16 protein-coding genes are annotated in these 18,096 nt (G+C 71.4%); 13 read left to right on the top strand and 3 right to left on the bottom strand.

The annotated features are described in order from the left end of the window. Positions 1–43 precede the first annotated feature (43 nt). A complete protein-coding gene (locus KOI35_RS11265; RefSeq protein WP_215786292.1) occupies positions 44–1,132 on the top strand; it encodes a DUF3500 domain-containing protein in 1,089 nt (362 codons plus the stop codon). Here the strand turns inward: KOI35_RS11265 and KOI35_RS11270 are convergent. Continuing rightward, positions 1,104–2,108: a Gfo/Idh/MocA family protein gene (locus KOI35_RS11270; RefSeq protein WP_215786294.1), complete on the bottom strand. Its 1,005-nt coding sequence runs from the start codon at positions 2,106–2,108 to the stop codon at positions 1,104–1,106. The two genes, KOI35_RS11265 and KOI35_RS11270, sit on opposite strands and share 29 nt — an antisense overlap. Positions 2,109–2,224: 116 nt before the next feature. Here KOI35_RS11270 and KOI35_RS11275 point away from each other — a divergent pair, with 116 nt between their 5' ends. After that, the gene (locus KOI35_RS11275; RefSeq protein WP_215786296.1) at positions 2,225–3,340 is read left to right on the top strand and encodes a flavin reductase; all 1,116 of its coding nucleotides are present in this window, start codon (positions 2,225–2,227) and stop codon (positions 3,338–3,340) included. Positions 3,341–3,344: 4 nt separating this feature from the next. On the opposite strand, the gene KOI35_RS11280 is transcribed toward KOI35_RS11275, so the two are convergent. Continuing rightward, positions 3,345–4,043: a GntR family transcriptional regulator gene (locus tag KOI35_RS11280; RefSeq protein WP_215786298.1), complete on the bottom strand. Its 699-nt coding sequence runs from the start codon at positions 4,041–4,043 to the stop codon at positions 3,345–3,347. Positions 4,044–4,139: 96 nt separating this feature from the next. Between KOI35_RS11280 and manD the strand changes: the two genes are divergently transcribed. Genes manD through KOI35_RS11310 form a run of 6 tightly spaced genes read left to right on the top strand, consistent with a single transcriptional unit; the run spans position 4,140 to position 10,633 of the window. After that, positions 4,140–5,348, top strand: coding sequence for a D-mannonate dehydratase ManD (gene manD / locus KOI35_RS11285; RefSeq protein WP_215786299.1), 1,209 nt, complete (start codon positions 4,140–4,142; stop codon positions 5,346–5,348). A 5-nt stretch (positions 5,349–5,353) separates the two neighbouring features. Continuing rightward, positions 5,354–6,667, top strand: a complete 1,314-nt coding sequence (locus tag KOI35_RS11290) for a mannitol dehydrogenase family protein (protein ID WP_215786301.1) — start codon at positions 5,354–5,356, stop codon at positions 6,665–6,667. A 29-nt stretch (positions 6,668–6,696) separates the two neighbouring features. Beyond that, positions 6,697–8,019, top strand: a complete 1,323-nt coding sequence (locus KOI35_RS11295) for an MFS transporter (protein WP_215786303.1) — start codon at positions 6,697–6,699, stop codon at positions 8,017–8,019. Continuing rightward, complete coding sequence (locus KOI35_RS11300) at positions 8,016–9,032, top strand: L-idonate 5-dehydrogenase (RefSeq protein WP_215786305.1); 1,017 nt, start codon at positions 8,016–8,018, stop codon at positions 9,030–9,032. The genes KOI35_RS11295 and KOI35_RS11300 overlap by 4 nt, the downstream gene beginning before the upstream one ends. Continuing rightward, a complete protein-coding gene (locus tag KOI35_RS11305) occupies positions 9,029–9,982 on the top strand; it encodes a sugar kinase (RefSeq protein WP_308120903.1) in 954 nt (317 codons plus the stop codon). The genes KOI35_RS11300 and KOI35_RS11305 overlap by 4 nt, the downstream gene beginning before the upstream one ends. A gap of 48 nt (positions 9,983–10,030) precedes the next feature. Then, positions 10,031–10,633 carry a bifunctional 4-hydroxy-2-oxoglutarate aldolase/2-dehydro-3-deoxy-phosphogluconate aldolase gene (locus KOI35_RS11310; RefSeq protein WP_308120904.1) on the top strand — a complete coding sequence of 201 codons (603 nt, stop codon included), beginning with the start codon at positions 10,031–10,033 and terminating at the stop codon, positions 10,631–10,633. Positions 10,634–10,636: 3 nt separating this feature from the next. Here the strand turns inward: KOI35_RS11310 and KOI35_RS11315 are convergent, their stop codons facing one another. Beyond that, a complete protein-coding gene (locus KOI35_RS11315; protein ID WP_215786309.1) occupies positions 10,637–11,557 on the bottom strand; it encodes an alpha/beta hydrolase in 921 nt (306 codons plus the stop codon). 138 nt (positions 11,558–11,695) lie between these two features. Here KOI35_RS11315 and dhaK point away from each other — a divergent pair, with 138 nt between their 5' ends. The 5 genes from dhaK to KOI35_RS11340 all read left to right on the top strand — a co-directional run bounded on the left by dhaK (position 11,696) and on the right by KOI35_RS11340 (position 17,775). Continuing rightward, positions 11,696–12,697, top strand: a complete 1,002-nt coding sequence (dhaK, locus tag KOI35_RS11320; protein ID WP_215786310.1) for a dihydroxyacetone kinase subunit DhaK — start codon at positions 11,696–11,698, stop codon at positions 12,695–12,697. Between the two features lie 4 nt (positions 12,698–12,701). Continuing rightward, a complete protein-coding gene (gene dhaL, locus KOI35_RS11325) occupies positions 12,702–13,319 on the top strand; it encodes a dihydroxyacetone kinase subunit DhaL (protein ID WP_215786312.1) in 618 nt (205 codons plus the stop codon). Continuing rightward, the gene (gene ptsP, locus KOI35_RS11330; protein ID WP_215786314.1) at positions 13,316–15,610 is read left to right on the top strand and encodes a phosphoenolpyruvate--protein phosphotransferase; all 2,295 of its coding nucleotides are present in this window, start codon (positions 13,316–13,318) and stop codon (positions 15,608–15,610) included. The genes dhaL and ptsP overlap by 4 nt, the downstream gene beginning before the upstream one ends. An 85-nt stretch (positions 15,611–15,695) precedes the next feature. Next, positions 15,696–17,033 (top strand): radical SAM protein, encoded by a 1,338-nt coding sequence (locus KOI35_RS11335; protein WP_215786316.1) that lies wholly within the window; start codon positions 15,696–15,698, stop codon positions 17,031–17,033. Beyond that, complete coding sequence (locus KOI35_RS11340; protein ID WP_215786319.1) at positions 17,014–17,775, top strand: alpha/beta fold hydrolase; 762 nt, start codon at positions 17,014–17,016, stop codon at positions 17,773–17,775. The genes KOI35_RS11335 and KOI35_RS11340 overlap by 20 nt, the downstream gene beginning before the upstream one ends. Positions 17,776–18,096 lie beyond the last annotated feature (321 nt).

Consider the following 18,096-nt stretch of genomic DNA (forward strand, 5'->3'; position numbering starts at 1 on the left):
CTACCGTGCGGTACCCGCTCACCATACGGCTAAGTTGGTGAGCATGGTTGCCGCGCGGATGGCCGAAGCGGCTCGGGCCTGGCTCGAGCGGCTGAACGACGAGCAGCGGGCGGTCGCCGCGCGCCCCGGGACGGCCGACGAGGACCGCCGGCGGTGGTTCTACACGCCGACCGACCACGGTGGCCTGACCTTCCACCAGCAGGGGCCGGCGCAGCAGCAGGCGGCCATGCAGCTGGTCGCGTCGGGTCTGTCGCGGGCCGGCTACAACACGGTGGCCACCATCATCGGGCTGGAGAACATCCTCGACCACACGGGCGACTTCACCTCACGCTTCGACCGGGAACGCGGCCGTGACCCGGGCCTGTACTACCTGCGGGTCTTCGGCGAGCCCGGTGACACCGGTGTCTGGGGCTGGCGGTTCGGCGGCCACCACGTGTCGCTGAACAACCTGATCGTCGACGGCGAGCTGGTGTCGACCACACCGTGTTTCTTCGGCGCCGACCCGGCCGCCTCCGAGCTGCTCGGCGGGGCGGTCAACCGGCCGCTGGGCCGGGTCGAGGACCTGGGCCGCGAACTGGTGCGTTCGCTCACCGCGGCCGAGCGGGGGCAGGCGATCCTACGGGCCAAGGCGCCGTCCGACATCGTCACGGCCAACCGGCCCGCGATCAGTGAGGGCGACCGGGTCGTTCCGCTGGCCGGGATCTGGCGCGGTGAGTTCGCCGATCGCGCCGAGTGGGCCAAGCTGCAGGCGTCGAGCGACCGGATCGACGCGGCGGCCGGCTACGACGAGGACGACCACCGGGCGCTGGAATACACCGTCGCGCCGAAGGGGATCGCCGCCGGCGAGCTCGGGGCCGAGCCGAGAGAGCTGCTCCGGGCGTTGCTCGGCACCTACTTCGGTCGTGTGCCTGCGGAGGCGATTCCCGCGTACGGGGAAACGGGTCTGCATTTCGCGTGGGCCGGCTCGATCGAACCGGGGGAGCCGCATTACTACCGGGTGCAGGGGCCGCGGCTGCTGATCGAGTGGGACAACACGCAGCGCAACGTCAACCACGCTCACTCGGTGTGGCGGGACCCGGCCAACGACTTCGGGCTCGACGTGCTCAGGAACCACCGCCGGCGCCACCACTGACCGGCTCGACGCGCCCGCTGCGGGCCGAGCGGGTGATCGCCTCGAAGGTGTCGGCGTTGGCCAGCATCTCGTCGTAGGAGACCGGGTAGTCGGCCCGCTTCTCGGCCGCCGCGGCGAAAGCCTCGAGATTCGCCCGTACGGACGGATGGGGCGGATAGAACTCGGTCGACGGCTCGCCACCCCGGAAGACCGTCGTGACGTCCCAGCCGCGCGGCGACTCGGGGTGGTTGCGGTCGCGGATCTCCATCCAGCCCTGCGAGCCGAGCACGGTCACCCGGCCCGCGAACGGCGTGGTCAGGATGGCCGTGAGTAGTGCGGTCCGACCGCCCTCGAAACCCAGGGTGACGGTGAGGGTGTCACCGTTGGCGAAGTTCGTCGCGTGGGTGCCGAGCCGGGCCCACACCTCGACCGGCCGCCCGAACACGGCGATGGCCAGGTCGACCAGGTGGATCCCGGTGGCCGAGAGCGGCCCGACCGGCGCGTCGGTCGCGGAGAGCCGCCAGTTGTCCGGCGGCAGCGCGAGGAACTTGTCCTGGCTGAAGTTGCCCTCGAACACCAGCGGGAGGCCGAGGTCGCCGTGGCCGCACATGTCGCGCAGCAGCTGGACGGCCGGCTCGAAACGCCGTTCGTGGCCGATGCCGAGCTGCACGCCCGCCTTCTCCACGGCGGCCACGGCGGCGCGGGCCTCGGCACCGGTCGTGGTGAGCGGCTTCTCGCAGAACACGTGCCGGCCGGCCGTGGCGGCGGCGACGATCTGCTCGGCGTGGCGGGCGTGCGGCGTACAGAGAACGACGGCCTCGACCTCGTCGTCGGCCAGGGCTTCCTCGAAGGTGGACACGGTGCGGAGGCCGGTGCCGGCGCGCGCCGCGGCGGACGGGTCGACGCCGAGCACCGGCCGGATCTCCGTGCTCGAGGCGAGGTCGGCGACGATCTTCCGGCCCCACCATCCGAGGCCCACCACGGCTACGTTGATCACCCCTTGAGTCAAGCCGGACCTGTTCTCCGGAGCAGTGACGGCGAGCGTCACCGTTGGCGGCGACGATGACGCTCCCGGCCACTCCGCGCGCGGCCGGGGCCGGATTGCATGAACGCATGGACGCAGCGCATTTCCGGCACGTCGTCGGCCACCTCGCCAGCGGCGTCACCGTCATCACCACTGACACCGGTGACATCCGGTACGGCATGACGGCGAGCTCGGTGACCTCGCTGTCGGCCGACCCGCCGATGATGCTGGCCTGCCTCAACAACTCGGTGCCGACGGCCGGGGCGGTGACGAGTTCGGGCCGGTACGCCGTCAACGTGCTCGGCGACGGCCAGGGCGAACTGGCCCGGCAGTTCGCGAGCCCCAGCACGGACAAGTTCCGGGGCGTCGCCGTGCACCCGGGCACGCTCGGCCTGCCGCTGCTGAGCGACGCCCTGGCCCACATCGAGTGCGAGGTGGCCGAGCGTGTCACCGGTGGCACGCACACGATCTTCCTGGGCCGGGTGCGGTCGGCCACGGCCGGCAACGGGCAGCCGCTGACCTACTTCCGGGGGGGATTAGGCCGGTTCGCCTTCGCCCGCGACGACGAGGTGTACGGGCGGGCGCGTGAACTCGTGCTCAGCCGGGCCTACGCCGCCGACGAGACGCTGCCGCTGGAGGATCTGGCCGAGCGGCTCGGCGTCGACCAGGCAGCCGCGTTCTACGCCCTGACCCGCCTGTCGTCGGACGCCCTGGTGCGCCGCGACGCCGACCGCGGTTACGTGATCGCGCCGCTCGACGTGCGGACCTCGGACGAGACGTTCGACGCGCGGCATGCCATCGAGCTCGGCGTGCTGTCGATCATCATCGGCGCCACGACGGACGACGAGATCGCCGAGCTGCGCCGCCGCTTCGACGCGATGGCCGCGCTGCTGGTGGGGGAGCGGTTCGTCGACTTCCACGGCTACCTGGACGCGAACTACGCGCTGCACGAGTACCTGGTGTCGCTGGCCCGGAATCCGTTGCTGACGGCCACGTTCGGGCGCCTGGGGATCAAGAACGTGATGACCCGCTCGTTCGGCGTGACACCGGAGACATCGCAGAAGTTCGTCGAGGCCCAGCGCCACCTGATCGACGGCGTCGCCGCCCGCGACCTGGAGGCCGCCCGCCGCGGCGCCGTCGAGTATTGCGAGCTGGCCAAACAGCGGGTCCGCGAGATCATTGCGGCCGCCGGCGGAAGCATCTAGGCGGTCAGTCCCAGGTCACGACATTTCGCCGTACGGGCGTGGAGCCGTCGTTCGAAGCGAACAACGAAGGTGACTGCGCCCGAATCCGCTCGACATCGTCGAACACGGCCCGTAGATGGGTGCGCATCGCCGCTCGGGCCGCGGCCACGTCACCGCCCACGATGGCGTCGAGGATTGCCCGGTGCTGCCCCGCGTTGACCGCCGGCGGCGACGCCTCGCCCAGACCCAACCGGCGCGCCCGGTCGAGGTGACCCTTGGCCGCGCTGACCGTGGCCCACGCCGCCCCGTGCCCGCTGAGCTGCAGCAACCCGTGGTGGAACTCCTCGTCGAGCGCGAAGAACTCCTCGAGCCCGATGCCCGCCCGGTCCTGCTGATCCAGGTTCGCATGCAGTGCCGCCAGGACGTCGGCGTCGAGCACGGAGGGCAGATCGTCGAGCGCGGTCAGCTCGACCGCCTCCCGGATGAACTGGGCGTCGGCCACGCGCACCGGATCGACCCGGGACACGAACGAGCCGACCTTGGGAAAGACCTGAACCAGTCCCTCCTCGGCCAGCAGGATCAGACTTTCCCGTACGGGGGTGCGCGAGACGCCCAGCGCCGCGGCCAGCTCGTTCTCGCTCACGGGCGCTCCCGGCGCCAGCTCCATCGTGAGCACCTTGCGCCGCAGCGTCGCGTACACGGTCTGCCTGTTCGTCCCAGCCACGGTGACCAAGCATAGGGCCTTGACATCCTGAGCGACCGGTACTTGTATACAAGCACACGCACACAAGTCATCCGGCCGTAACGGAGGAGTGATCCGATGGCAACGATCGAACGCGTCGAGGTTCTGGTGACGTCGCCCGGGCGCAACTTCGTGACGTTGCGGATCACCACCTCCGACGGCGTGACCGGCCTCGGCGACGCCACGCTCAACGGGCGCGAGCTGGCCGTGGCCTCCTATCTGCAGGATCACCTGGCCCCGCTGCTGATCGGCCGCGACCCGGCCCGCATCGAGGACACCTGGCAGTACCTCTACAAGGGCGCCTACTGGCGGCGCGGCCCGGTCACCATGACCGCGATCGCCGCCGTCGACGTCGCCCTGTGGGACATCAAGGGCAAGGTGGCCGGCCTGCCGGTCTACGAGCTGCTCGGCGGGCGCTCGCGCGACGGGGTGCTGGTCTACTGCCACGCCAGCGGCGCGAGCGTCGACGAGCTGCTCGACGACGTGGCGGCGTACCAGGAAAAGGGTTTCCAAGCGATCCGCGCCCAGGCCGCCGTGCCCGGGCTGAGCGGCAGCTACGGGGTGCGCAAGGGCGCCTTCTACGAGCCCGCGGCGACCAACCTCCCCGACGAGCAGGCGTGGAGCACCGAGGCCTATCTCGGCTTCGCGCCCGGCTATCTGGCCAAGGTGCGCGACAAGTTCGGGTTCGGCTTCCACCTGCTGCACGACGTGCACCACCGGCTCACCCCGATCGAGGCCGCCCGGTTCGGCAAGAGCGTCGAGGAGCTGCGCCTGTTCTGGATGGAGGATCCGACGCCGGCCGAGAACCAGGAGGCGTTCCGGCTCATCCGGCAGCACACGACCACCCCGATCGCCACCGGTGAGGTGCTGAACTCGATCTGGGACGTGCAGCAGCTGATCACCGAGCAGCTCATCGACTACGTCCGCACCACCGTCGTGCACGCGGGCGGCATCACGCACCTGCGGCGCATCTTCGACCTGGCCGCGCTCTATCAGGTGCGCACCGGCTCGCACGGCGCCACCGACCTGTCCCCGGTCACCACGGCCGCGGCCGTGGCGGTCGACATCTCGGTGCCCAACTTCGGCATCCAGGAACACATGGGCCACACCCCGGAGACGTACGAGGTCTTCCGCGGCACGCCCCGCCTCGAGAACGGCATGCTGTTCCCCTCCGACGAGCCCGGCCTCGGCATCACCTACGACGACGAGGTGGCGGCCCGCTTCCCCTACGAGCCCAGGTACCTCCCCGTGGCGCGGCGCCTCGACGGCTCCGTGCACGACTGGTGACCGCCATGACCAGGCAGCCGCGCATCGTGCACTTCGGGCTCGGAAACTTCCACCGCGCCCACCAGGCCGTCTACACCCAGGCGGTCGGCGACTGGGGCATCGCCGGCGTCGCCCCGAGCTCCCGCGCGACCGTGGCCAAGCTGCGCGCGCAGGACTGCCTCTACTCGGTCACCACCCGCGGGCCCGGCGCGCCGGTCGTGCGGGTGTGCGACGCGCTGGCCGAGGCGCTGCACCTGGGCGACGACGCCGATCGCGTGCAGGAGCTGGTCGCCGCGCCGGGCACCACGGTCGTCACGCTGACGATCACCGAGAAGGGCTATTTCCGTACGCCGGACGGCCACCTCGACACGGCCGCCCCCGAGATCGCGGCCGACCTCGTGGCCGGCACCGCCCACACCGTGATCGGCGCCCTGGTCCGCGGCCTGACCGTGCGGCACCTGACCGGCGGCGCCCCGCTGACCGTCATCTCGTGCGACAACATGGCAGCCAACGGCGCCGTCCTGGCCGGGGTGGTCCGCGAGTTCGCCGCGCTGGCCAAGGCGGGCGACGCGTTCCTGAGCTGGCTCGACGAGAGCGTCGCGTGGCCCTCGACCGTCGTCGACCGGATCGTGCCCGCTCTGGCCCCGGGCGACGTCGAGGCGGCGTCGGCCGTGCTGCCGTTCCGCGACGAGGTGCCGGTGGCGGCCGAGCCCTACCGCCTGTGGGTGCTCGAAGACGCGTTCGCCGCCGACCGGCCCCGCTGGGAGCTCGACGGCGCGCTCATCGTGCCCGACGTGACGCCCTACCAGCTCACCAAGCTGCGCCTGCTCAACGGCTCGCACTCGGCCCTGGCCTACCTGGGCCGGGCCGCCGGGCTCGAGACCGTGGCCGACACCATGGCCACCGACTGGGGCCCGAAACTCGTCCGGCAGCTCGCCGACGAGGTCGCCCCGACCCTGCCCACCTTCGGTCCCAACCCGGCGCAGTACGCCGACGACCTGGTGACCCGCTTCGAGAACCCGGCGATCCGGCACTCACTGCGCCAGATCTCCTCCGACGGCTCGGGCAAGCTGCCCGAGCGCTGGTTCGGCGTCCTGCGCTCCACCCGCAGCCCGATCCTCGAACTGGCCCTGGCCGGCTGGGTCGCACAGACCGGGGATGCCCTCGACCCCCTCGCCGACCGGCTGGCCCGGAACTGGGCCGAGCACCGCACCGCCCCCGAACTGGTCGCCGCCCAACTGAGGCTGGTTGGCGCTTCCGACCTCGCCGACCGCCCGGAGCTCGTACGCTCCGTCGCGGAGCGGCTGCCCGCCGTCCTCGACGGGCGCATCGAAGTCTGACCGTTCTCTCTCCGACCACGGAGTGCCACATGACCGACACCTCCGAGCGGGCCACCCCCGTTCAGCGCTCGACCCGCGACCTCACCCGCGCCGCCGTGTCCGGCTGGCTCGGCACGGCCATGGAGTTCATGGACTTCCAGCTGTACTCGCTGGCCGCCGCCATCGTCTTCAACCGCATCTTCTTCCCCGACGTCAGCCCGGCCATCGGCCTGATCGCGGCCATGGCCACCTACGGCGTCGGATACGTGGCCCGCCTGGCCGGTGCCGTCTACTTCGGCCGCATGGGCGACCGGATCGGCCGCAAGCGCGTCCTGTTCATCACCATCACGATGATGGGCGCCTCGACCACGCTGATCGGCGTGCTGCCGACCTATCAGGCCATCGGCATCCTCGCGCCGATGCTGCTGGTGCTGCTGCGCCTGATCCAGGGCTTCGGGGCGGGCGCCGAGATCGCCGGCGCCACCGTGATGCTCGCCGAGTACGCCCCGCCCAAGAAGCGCGGCCTGATCGCCTCGCTGGTCTCGCTCGGCACCAACTCGGGCACGCTGGCCGCCTCCGGCCTGTGGGCCATCCTGGTCGCCACGCTCTCCGACGAGCAGCTGCTCAGCTGGGGCTGGCGGCTGCCGTTCCTGCTCAGCTTCCTCCTGATGATCTTCGCCGTGTGGATGCGCCGCAACCTCAAGGAGAGCCCGGTCTTCGAGCAGCGCGAGTCGGCACCGGCAGACAAACTGCAGGTCGCCGTCCACGAGCGCAAGGGCCGGGCGTTCTTCCTGGCCCTGGGCCTGCGGTTCGGTCAGGCGGGCAACTCCGGTCTCGTTCAGACGTTCCTCGTCGGCTACATCGCGACCGACCTCGCGGTCAGCAAGAGCGTGCCGACCACCTCGATCGTCTGGGGCTCGCTGCTCGGCTTTGCCACCGTGCCACTGATCGGCCTGCTCGGTGACCGCGTCGGCCGCCGCCCGGTCTACATCGGCCTGTCCATCCTCACGATGATCTTCGCCGTCCCGATGATGCTGCTCATCACCGGTGGCACCACGGCGGGCATCATGGCCGGCATGATCCTCGGCCTCAACGTCGGCGTCCTCGGCCTCTTCTCGCTCGAGAGCGTCACCATGGCCGAGCTGTTCGGGGCGCGCAACCGCTTCACCCAGCTCGCCCTGGCCAAGGAGATCGGCGGCATCCTGGCCACCGCGATCGGCCCGGTCACGGCGGCCGCGCTCACGGCGTGGACCGGTCACTGGTGGCCGATCGCCGCCATGCTCATCATCTACTCCGCGATCACCCTGGTCTCGGCGATCCTGGCCCCCGAGACGCGCGGCCGCGACCTCGTCGCATTGGAGGACGCACGATGAAGGCAGTCGTGGTTCATGGGGCTTGCGACGTACGCGTCGACGAGCTCGACTCCCCGCCGGTGCAGCCGGGCGAGGTGCGGGTAGCCGTGGAGTGGGGCGGCATCTGCGGCTCGGACGTCTCCTACTACGCCCACGCCGCCTCGGGCACGGCCACCCTCAAGCACCCGCTGATCCTCGGCCATGAGATAGCCGGCCGGGTCGCCTCGGTCGGCGCGGGTGTTTCGTCCGACCTGGTCGGCACGGCGGTCGCGGTTCACCCCTCGACCCCGATCGGCGAGCTTCCCGTACGCCTGCACGGGCGCGACAACCTCAACACCCAGGTCCGCTATCTCGGGTCGGCCGCGTTCGACCCGCACACCGACGGCGGGTTCGCCGAAGAGGTCGTGGTCCGGGCCGACCAGTTGCGGCCGCTCCCGTCCGGCGTCTCGACCCGGCACGGCGCCCTGGCCGAGCCTCTGGCCGTCGCCATGCACGCGGTGTCCCGGGCCGGCCGCGTCGAGGGCCGCGACGTGCTGGTCAACGGGGCCGGCCCGATCGGCTGTCTGGTCGTGGCGGCGCTGCGGCTCGCCGGAGCGGCCACCGTGACCGTCGCCGACGTGGCCGGCGCTCCGCTCGCGATGGCCCAGGCGCTCGGCGCCGACAAGGGACTCAACCTGCGTGCGGGCGATGCTCTGCCCGCCGACGCCGAGCTCGTGTTCGAGGCGTCGGGTGTTCCCGCTGCGCTGGGCGCGGTGCTGCGGGCGACCGCCCGCGGCGGCACGCTCGTGCAGGTCGGCAACCTGCCCGGCTCGGCCACCCCGGCGATCCTGGGTGACCTGGTGACCCGCGAGATCACGTGGATCGGGTCCTACCGGTTCGCCGACGAGATCACTGACGCCGTACGGGCGCTGGGGGAAGGTCTTGACCTCGAGCCGCTGATCTCGGCCACCTATCCGCTGGCCGAGGCCCCGGCGGCACTCGCCCGCGCGGCCCAGGGCGGCGGCAAGGTGATGCTGCGGATCGGCGACGCGTGACCGGCGGCGTGGTCACTCTGGGCGAGACGATGGCGCTGCTGGCGGTGCCGGCGTCCGGGCTGATCCGGGAACCGGTGCCGGTCGGGCTGGGCGGCGCCGAGTCGAACGTGGCGATCGGGCTGGCCCGGCTCGGCGTGCCGGTGACGTGGATGAGCCGGCTCGGCGACGACGCACTCGGCGTGTTCGTGCGGCGGGAGATCCGTGCCGAAGGCGTGACCGTGCTGGCCGCCACCGACCCCGGCGCGCCGACCGGCCTGATGCTCAAGGAGCACCGCGACGGCACGCCGACCCGGGTGCGCTACTACCGGGCCGGCAGCGCCGCGTCGCGGATGACCACGGCCGACGTGTCGGTCGCGGCGATCGAGGCCGCCGACGTCCTGCACCTGACCGGCATCACCCCGGCCCTCGGGCCCGGGCCGCTCGACGCGATGCGCCACGCGATCGGGGTGGCGCGGGCGACCGGGACGCTGGTGTCGCTCGACGTCAACCACCGGCGGACGCTGTGGGCCGACGCCGACGCGCGCGCCGTTCTGGTGTCGCTGCTGCCCTCGGTCGACCTGCTGTTCGCCGGGGTGTCCGAGGCGGCCATGCTGCTCGACCGTCCCGACGAACTCGACTCGTGGGCGGCCGGGGAGTCGCTGGCGTCGGCGCTCAGCCCCGCGACCGTGGTCATCAAGCTCGGTGCGGTGGGATCGCTGGCACGGACCGGCAGCGACGTCGTGCGGGCCGCGGCCTCACCGCGGGTAGTCGTCGACCCGGTAGGGGCGGGCGACGCCTTCGTGGCCGGTTATCTGGCCGCCCTGTGCGCCGGCGCGTCCGTCTCGGAGCGCCTCGCGACCGGCAACGCGGCCGGCGGTCAGGTCGTGACCGTCCCGGGCGATTGGGAGGGCCTGCCCTACGCCCACGAGCTGCTCCGGCCGGCCGGGACGCCGGCCGAGGTGGTCCGGTGATGGTGCCCGCGTCAGCGATTCGAGGAGACCGTGGGGAATGGTGTTTCTGTGAGTAGCCCGATTTTGCCCGTGGTGGTGCTGGACGAGCCGGGGCAGGCCGTCCCGCTGAGCGAGGCCCTGCTGGCCGGCGGCATCGACCGCATCGAGATCACGCTGCGGACCGCGGCGGGGCTCGAGGGGATCCGCCGCGCGCGGGCCGTCGCGGGCATGCGGGTGGGGGCGGGCTCGGTGCTCACCCCCGCGCACGTCGATCAGGTCGTCGAGGCCGGCGCCGAGTTCATCGTCTGCCCCGGCTTTTCGGCCGCGGTGATCGAGCGGGCCCGTGAGCACGGCGTCGACATCCTGCCCGGCGTGGCCACCGCCTCCGAGGTGATGGCGGCCGTCGCTCTCGGCCTGGACGAGGTCAAGCTGTTCCCGGCCGGTCTGCTCGGCGGTCCGGCCTACATCGAGGCCCTGTCGGCACCGTTCCCGGGCGTGCGGTTCGTCCCGTCCGGCGGGGTCGGCCCGAAGAACCTGCGCGACTACCTGGCCGTCCCCGCCGTGCCGACAGTCAGCGGCAGCTGGATGGTCGCCCGCGGCCTGCTCGCCGCAGGCGACTGGAACCAGGTCACCGCGCTCTCGACCGAGGCCGTCGCGGCCGCTGCCGAGTAGGCGTCAGTTCCCGGGCCCGGCCAGGGCACGGTCGAGGAAGCTGATCACGTAGTCCCAGGAGAGGGCGACCGGGCGGTCGGGATAGACGTAGGCGCCCGCGTTCGTGGCCGGCCTGGTCAGGAAGTCGTTCCACTGGCCGTGGCCGCCCTCCGGCAGCAGGACCAGCGTCGAGGTCGGGGCGGCCTCGTGCAGCAGCACGCTCTGCTGCCAGGGGACCAGGATGTCCCGCTGCCCGTGCAGGATCAGCATCGGCGGGGACGTCGTGGCGGCGTACGGGATGGGGCTGGCCTTCTCGACCAGGTCGGGACGCTGCTCGATCGGGGCGCCGAGCAGCAACGACTCGGGGGAGTGGGGGTCGTTGTGGGTCAGCGGGCGGCCCGGCTCGAGCATCTGGGAGTCCATGCTCAGGAACTCGGTCGGCGGATAGAAGGCGACCGCCGCCTGCACCCGTTCACCCGGCGTGACCGCAGCCATCGCGGCCGTCCAGCCACCGGACGACTCGCCCATCACGGCGATGCGGGCCGGGTCGAGGCCGAAGCGGGCCGCGTTCGTCCGCAGGAAGCGGATCGCCGACTTGATGTCGTTGAGCTGGCCGGGGAACTGGGCGTGGTCGCTGGAGCGGATCGCCACCCCGGCCACCGCGTAGCCGTGCGGGTTGAGCCGGGCCGCGACCACGTCGGCGCCGTCGCGGCCGTTCTCGGCCAGCCAGCCCGAGCCGTGCGACCAGATGACCAGCGGGGCCGGGTGGGCGGTGCGGCGGGGCAGATAGAGGTCGAGCAGGTGGCCCTTGCTGCCGACGGGCTCGGCCGGGGCGTACGCCAGCCGCTTGATCACCCGGCCCCCGCCGGATGCCGGGCCCGGGGCCGCGACCAGCACGGATACGGCCAGTCCGAGTCCACCCATCACTGCCAGCCAGCGTCGCACGCTCTCATCGTGAGGTCTCGGCGCAAGGCGGGACATCCCCCCAACGGCTCCTGGTAATCGTGGCGTGACGGTCTCGTAACGGAGCGATCTCGGGCGTAACTTGAGGACGGAAGTCGATTAGCGCGGTGAGGAGCCACCATGAAGAAGCTCATCAACGATCCCGCCAACGTCATCGCCGACGCGCTGCACGGCCTCGCGGCCGCCCATCCGGAGCTGCGCGTCGATTTCGAGAACCGCGTCATCGTGCGGGGCGATGCGCCCGTACGGGGAAAGGTCGGTCTCGTCTCCGGAGGAGGCTCGGGGCACGAACCGTTGCACGGCGGGTTCGTCGGGCCGGGCATGCTCGACGCCGCGTGTGCCGGTGAGGTCTTCACGTCACCCGTGCCCGACCAGATGGTGGCGGCCACCCAGGCCGTCGACGGCGGCGCGGGCGTGCTGCACATCGTCAAGAACTACACCGGCGACATCATGAACTTCGAGCTGGCCGCCGAGATGGTGGCGGCCGACAGCGGCACCGAGGTCGCCACCGTGGTGATCGACGACGACGTCGCCGTGCAGGACAGCCTCTACACGGCCGGGCGTCGTGGCGTCGGAGCCACCGTGCTGGTCGAGAAGATCGCCGGCGCCGCGGCCGAGGAGGGACGCCCCCTGGCCGAGGTGGCCGAGGTGGCGGGCAAGGTCAACGCGTACGCGCGCAGCATGGGTCTCGCCCTCACCTCGTGCACGGTGCCGGCGGCCGGGCGCCCGACATTCGATCTGCCCGACGACCAGATGGAGGTCGGCATCGGCATCCACGGCGAGCCGGGCCGCCGCCGGGTGCCGGTCGCGCCGGCCAACGAGATCGCCGAGATGCTGGTCAGCCCGATCCTCACCGACCTCGACTTCACCGGCGGCGACGGTGTGATCTGTTTCGTCAACGGCATGGGGGCGACGCCGCTGATCGAGCTGTATGTGATGTTCCACGAGGTCAACCAGCTGCTGGCCAAGAACGGGATCCCGGTTGCCCGGTCGCTCGTGGGTCCGTACATCACCAGCCTCGACATGGCCGGCTGCTCGGTCACGCTGCTCAAGGCCGACGACGAACTGCTCCGGCTCTGGGACGCACCGGTCAACACACCGGCCCTGCGGCGGGGGGTCTGAGTCAGTGGAGGTCTCCGATCTCACGGCCTGGGTCCAGGAGTTCGCGCGCCTGGTCGCTCTGGAGCGGGACGAGCTGACGGCCCTCGATTCGGCGATCGGCGACGGCGACCACGGTTTCAACATGGACCGCGGTCTGTCGGCGGCGGTCGCCGCGCTCGAGGCTTCGCCTCCGGAGTCACCGTCGGCGCTGTTCAAGACGGTCGGCATGACCATGATCAGCAAGGTCGGCGGGGCCAGCGGTCCGCTCTACGGCACCGCGTTCCTGCGCATGGCCGCCTCGGCCGGCTCGCCGGTCGACGCGGCCGGGTTCGCCCAGGTGCTGCACGCCGCCCTGGAGGGGGTGGTCGCCCGCGGCAAGGCATCAGTGGGCGACAAGACGATGGTCGACGCACTCACCCCCGCCGTGGAGGCGTTCGATGCGGCGCTGGCGTCCGGCGGTGACCCGTTCCAGGCCGCCGCCGACGCCGCCGAGAAGGGCCGGGAGGCGACAATTCCGCTGGTCGCGCGCAAGGGCCGGGCCAGCTATCTGGGCGAGCGCAGCGCCGGCCATCCCGACCCCGGCGCGACCTCGGTGACACTGCTGATGCGGGCCGCGGCCACGACGCTGGGTAACGCCGGATGACGGTCGGGCTGGTGGTCGTCTGCCACAGCCGGCCACTGGCCCGGGCCGCGGCCGCCCTGGCGTCCGAGATGACGCCCGGGGTGACCGTCGAGGTCGCGGCCGGGCTGGACGAGACGACCTTCGGCACTGATGCGGTGGCGATCAGCGAGGCCCTGGTCGCGGCCGACAGCGGCGACGGCGTCGTCGTGCTGATGGACCTCGGCAGTGCCGTGTTGTCGGCCGAGACCGCCCTGGAGTTCCTCGACGATGATCAGCGTGCGCGGGTGCTGTTGTGCCCGGCGCCGCTGGTCGAGGGCCTGGTCGCCGCGGTCGTCACTGCCGCTTCCGGGGCGTCGCGGGCCGAGGTGGCCGCCGAGGCGATGTCCGGGCTGGCCGGTAAGCAGTCCCATTTCGGGGCTTCCGTGCAAGATCCAGTTCCTTCCGGTACGGAATCGGGCGCCCCGGACGCCGTCGTCACGGTGACCAATCCGCACGGACTGCACGCGCGGCCCGCGGCTCGCCTGGTGGGAGCGATGCGGGTTTTCGACGCGCGCGTCGAGCTGCGGAACGTGACCACGGACTCGGCGTGGGTGTCCGCGTCCAGCCTCACCCGGGTCGCCACTCTGGGTGCTTTGCAAGGCCATGAGCTTGCCGTACGGGCGTCGGGCGCCCAGGCGCAGGCGGCCGTCGACGGGTTCGTGGCGCTGGCCGCCGGTGCGTTCGGCGAGGCCACCCCGGGCGTGGCCATCGGCCCATCGAGGGGCAGCGGGTCGTCACCCGGCGTGGCCATCGGCCCGGCGATGCGCCTGCACGAGCCGAAGCTCGACATCCCCGACGAACCCTCCCAGGGCGCCGAAGCCGAACTCGCCCGGCTCGACGAGGCCATGCAGGCGACCCGCCAAGAGATCAGCCAGATCCCGGGCGAGATCTTCGAGGCCCACCTCCTCCTGCTGGACGACGACGAACTGCTCGGCGGCGCCCGCGCCCGGATCGAGCGGGGAGCCACCGCCCCCGCGGCCTGGCAGGCGGCCACCGACGCGGTGGCGGGCGAATTCGACGCTCTCGACGACCCCTATCTGCGGGGGCGGGCCGCCGACGTCCGCGCAGTCGGCGCCCAGGTGCTGCGCGAACTGCTCGGCGTCACGGCATCGACCGTCCCGGTGACAGCCGACGGAGTCGTGCTGATCGCGGCCGATCTCACGCCGGCCGAGGCGGCGGGGCTCGACCCGGCCCGGATCGAGGGCGTGGTGCTGGCCGGCGGCAGCCCGACCTCGCACGCGGCGATCCTCACCCGCACCCGCGGCATCCCGGCGGTCGTCGGGGCGGGACCGCACGTGCTCGAGGTCGCCGAGGGCACGCTGGTCGCGATGGACGGCGGCACCGGCGAGGTCGAGGCCGATCCGCCGGCCGAGCGGCTGGCCGAGCTGCGGGCCCGGGCGGCGGCGCAGGCGGTCGCGCGGGATCAGGCCCGCGCGCTGGCATCCCGGCCCGCGGTGACCCGGGACGGCGTGACCGTCGAGGTCGGCGCCAATGTCGGGTCGGTCGACGAAGCGCGTACGGCCGCGGCCAACGGCGCCGATCTCGCCGGACTCGTGCGGACCGAGTTCCTCTTTCTGGATCGCGATCGGGCTCCGGACGCCGACGAGCAGGAAAGCGTCTATCTGCGGATCGCGGAGGCGCTCGGCGGGCGGCGGATCACGCTTCGCACCCTGGACGCGGGCAGCGACAAACCGCTGCCCTATCTGCCCGCGCCGGGGGAGGCCAACCCCTTTCTCGGCGTACGGGGGATTCGCCACTCGCTCGCCCATCGCGCGATGTTCGCCGAGCAGTTGCGGGCCATCGTACGAGTGGCGCGCCGGACTCCGGTCAGCATCATGTTCCCGATGGTCACCGTGGTCGGCGAACTGCTCGAGGCGCGGCGGATGCTCGACGAGGCGATCGGGGGCGAAACGCCGGACGGCCTTCTCGTCGGCATGATGGTGGAAGTGCCGGCCGCAGCACTCCGGGCCAGAGATTTCGTCCCGTACGTGGATTTCTTCTCCATCGGTACGAACGATCTGACCCAATACACTCTGGCCGCCGAGCGGGGCAACGCGGATCTGCGGGCGCTCACCGAGGGGCTGGATCCGGCGGTTGAGCAGCTCATTCGCGCCGTCGGCGAGGCGGCCGGGGAGCGGGTGGTGGTCTCTGTCTGCGGCGAACTCGCGGCCGCGAGCGCCGTGGTGCCGCGGCTGCTGGCTGCCGGCGTACGGGAACTCTCGGTTGCTCCTTCTCTGGTGCCGGACGTGAAGCAAACCGTCCGGGACGCGTGACCGAACGTACACCTCGGCCGGGAGCCTGGGAGTTGTCGTAGGTGTGAGAGAGGATGGGGCACAGGTTGCTGATCAGGAGGGGCTCATGACGTCACGCACCGAGGTCGTCGAAGATCTGATGGGGCGGTTCCCGCACGTACCGCGGGAGGCTGTCATCAAGGAGGACCTGCTGCGCGGCGGGATGGCCTTCGACGATTCGGCGTTGACCGACAACGAGCACGGCGACGTGAAGCCGAAGTCGTACTTCATCTTCTCGTTCGACCACCGCACCCTGCCCGAGCTGGGCTCGGCCGCATTGCGCCGCCCGCCCGAGGAGCTCGTGCTCACCGGCGGGCCCTATGGCCTTCGCCGGACGGTCGTGTCCGTCCGCGTCAATCCCAGCTCGCCCTACCGGGTCAAGACCGGCGAAGACGGCGTCATGCGTCTCCACCTCGACGACAAGCCGATCGCCGACGTCGGGCTGCCGCCGATGCCCGACTATTACCGGCACACGCTGGCCAACGGCAAGTCGGTGATGGAGGTCGCCCCGACCATCCAGTGGGGCTACCTGATCTATCTGACGGCGTTCCGAGTGTGTCAATACTTCGGCGCCAAGGAGGAATGCCAGTACTGCGACATCAACCACAACTGGCGCCAGCACAAGGCGGCCGGGCGGCCCTACACGGGCGTCAAGCCGATCGACGAGATCCTCGAGGCGCTCGAGATCATCGACAAGCACGACACCGCGCAGACGTCGAAGGCCTACACGCTGACCGGCGGCAGCATCACGTCGCAGGTGCAGGGCAAGGCCGAGGCCGACTTCTACGGGCAATATGCGCAGGCCATCGAGGAGCGCTTCCCCGGCCGGTGGATCGGCAAGGTCGTCGCCCAGGCGCTGCCCAAGGCCGACGTGCAGCGGTTCAAGGACTACGGCATCCAGATCTACCACCCCAACTACGAGGTGTGGGACAAGAAGCTGTTCGAGCTCTACTGCCCGGGCAAGGAGCGTTACGTGGGCCGCGAGGAGTGGCACCGCCGCATCCTCGACTCGGCCGAGATCTTCGGGCCGCGCAACGTCATCCCCAACTTCGTGGCGGGCGTCGAGATGGCCGCGCCGCACGGCTTCACCACGGTCAACGAGGCGATCGACTCGACCGCCGAGGGCCTTCAATACTTCATGTCGCGCGGCATCACGCCCCGCTTCACCACCTGGTGCCCCGAGCCGACGACGCCGCTGGGCCGCACCAACCCCCAGGGCGCGCCGCTGGAATACCACGTGCGGCTGCTCGAGACCTACCGCGCCGTGATGGAGGCCAACGGCCTGACCAGCCCGCCCGGCTACGGCGAGCCGGGGGCCGGCCGGGCCGTGTTCTCGGTCAGCTCGTTCATGGATTCGCTGCCCGCGAAGGACGAAGCGAAGGACGATGCACCCGCAAAGGGCTGACGAGTTCCCGCTCGCCGTCCAGACGAGCGGGCTCGCGGACGGCCCGGTGCTGTTGCTGCTGTCCGGGCAGGCCAACTCGCACGTCTGGTGGACCGGGCTGCGCGAGGCGTTCGAGTCCCGGTTCCGGGTGGTGACGTTCGACTGGCGCGGCACCGGCGGCAGCCGCGGACCGGTCGGCGAGTGGACGACCGAGACGTTCGCCGACGACGCGGCGCGGGTGCTCGGTGAGGGCGGGGCCCGGCCGGCGACGGTCTACGGAACCTCGATGGGCGGCCGCGTGGCCCAGCACCTGGCCGCGCGCCGCCCGGAACTCGTCGAGCGCCTGGTCCTGGCCTGCACGTCGCCCGGCGGGGAGCATGCGGTCGAGCGGTCGGCCGATGTACGGAAGCGGCTGGCCAGCCCGGAGACGAACGCGCGCACCCTGCGCGAGCTGTTCTACACCGATGCCTGGTCGGGGGAGAGTCACCTCTTCGGCGACCCGACGATGACGGCCGACGAGGCGCGGGCCCATCTGCGGGCCAGCAACCGGCACGACGCCTGGGCCGTGATCCCGTCGATCCAGGCGCCGACGCTGGTGCTGCACGGGTCGGACGATCACATGGTGCCGACGGCGAACGCCAAGCTGCTGGCCCGGCGCATCCCGGGGGCGGCGCTGCACCTGCACGACGGGGGCCGGCACGGGTTCTTCGACGAGTTCGAGGCCGAGATCGCGCCGGTCCTGGACTCGTTTCTCACGTCTTAGGACAGTTCGCGGCATCTGCGCTTTTGTGCCCCGAGGCATAGACACGGAGTACTAGCCTCGGGAGGCCGCCGACTCCCTGTCACGGCGCTAGTACGGTGTGCAATTCGCCCGCCATTACGGGGAAATGCCACTGAGCTGCTCTTTCCCCGATATCCGAGATCATTTTCCATGATCTGACCAGTCAACCGCGACAAGATGGCTGAGCTGCGGAAACGCGCGCCGGGCGGAATTGTCAAGCGGCCATTTATCCGTACGGGAAACCGGTGTTGACCGGCCTTGCAAGATGTGGGTCGTGGCAGCGGAAACCAGATCTCAGCGCCG

The sequence above is a fragment of the Paractinoplanes bogorensis genome (assembly GCF_018829635.1).
GTDB lineage: Bacteria > Actinomycetota > Actinomycetes > Mycobacteriales > Micromonosporaceae > Actinoplanes > Actinoplanes bogorensis.

Bases quoted from the DNA above. Each gene is read 5' to 3' on its own strand.
- KOI35_RS11295 (WP_215786303.1), top strand. From the start codon at position 6,697: ATGACCGACACCTCCGAGCGGGCCACCCCCGTTCAGCGCTCGACCCGC.
- KOI35_RS11265 (WP_215786292.1), top strand. From the start codon at position 44: ATGGTTGCCGCGCGGATGGCCGAAGCGGCTCGGGCCTGGCTCGAGCGG.
- manD (WP_215786299.1), top strand. From the start codon at position 4,140: ATGGCAACGATCGAACGCGTCGAGGTTCTGGTGACGTCGCCCGGGCGC.
- ptsP (WP_215786314.1), top strand. From the start codon at position 13,316: ATGACGGTCGGGCTGGTGGTCGTCTGCCACAGCCGGCCACTGGCCCGG.
- KOI35_RS11335 (WP_215786316.1), top strand. From the start codon at position 15,696: ATGACGTCACGCACCGAGGTCGTCGAAGATCTGATGGGGCGGTTCCCG.
- KOI35_RS11300 (WP_215786305.1), top strand. From the start codon at position 8,016: ATGAAGGCAGTCGTGGTTCATGGGGCTTGCGACGTACGCGTCGACGAG.
- dhaK (WP_215786310.1), top strand. From the start codon at position 11,696: ATGAAGAAGCTCATCAACGATCCCGCCAACGTCATCGCCGACGCGCTG.
- KOI35_RS11290 (WP_215786301.1), top strand. From the start codon at position 5,354: ATGACCAGGCAGCCGCGCATCGTGCACTTCGGGCTCGGAAACTTCCAC.
- KOI35_RS11275 (WP_215786296.1), top strand. From the start codon at position 2,225: ATGGACGCAGCGCATTTCCGGCACGTCGTCGGCCACCTCGCCAGCGGC.
- KOI35_RS11340 (WP_215786319.1), top strand. From the start codon at position 17,014: ATGCACCCGCAAAGGGCTGACGAGTTCCCGCTCGCCGTCCAGACGAGC.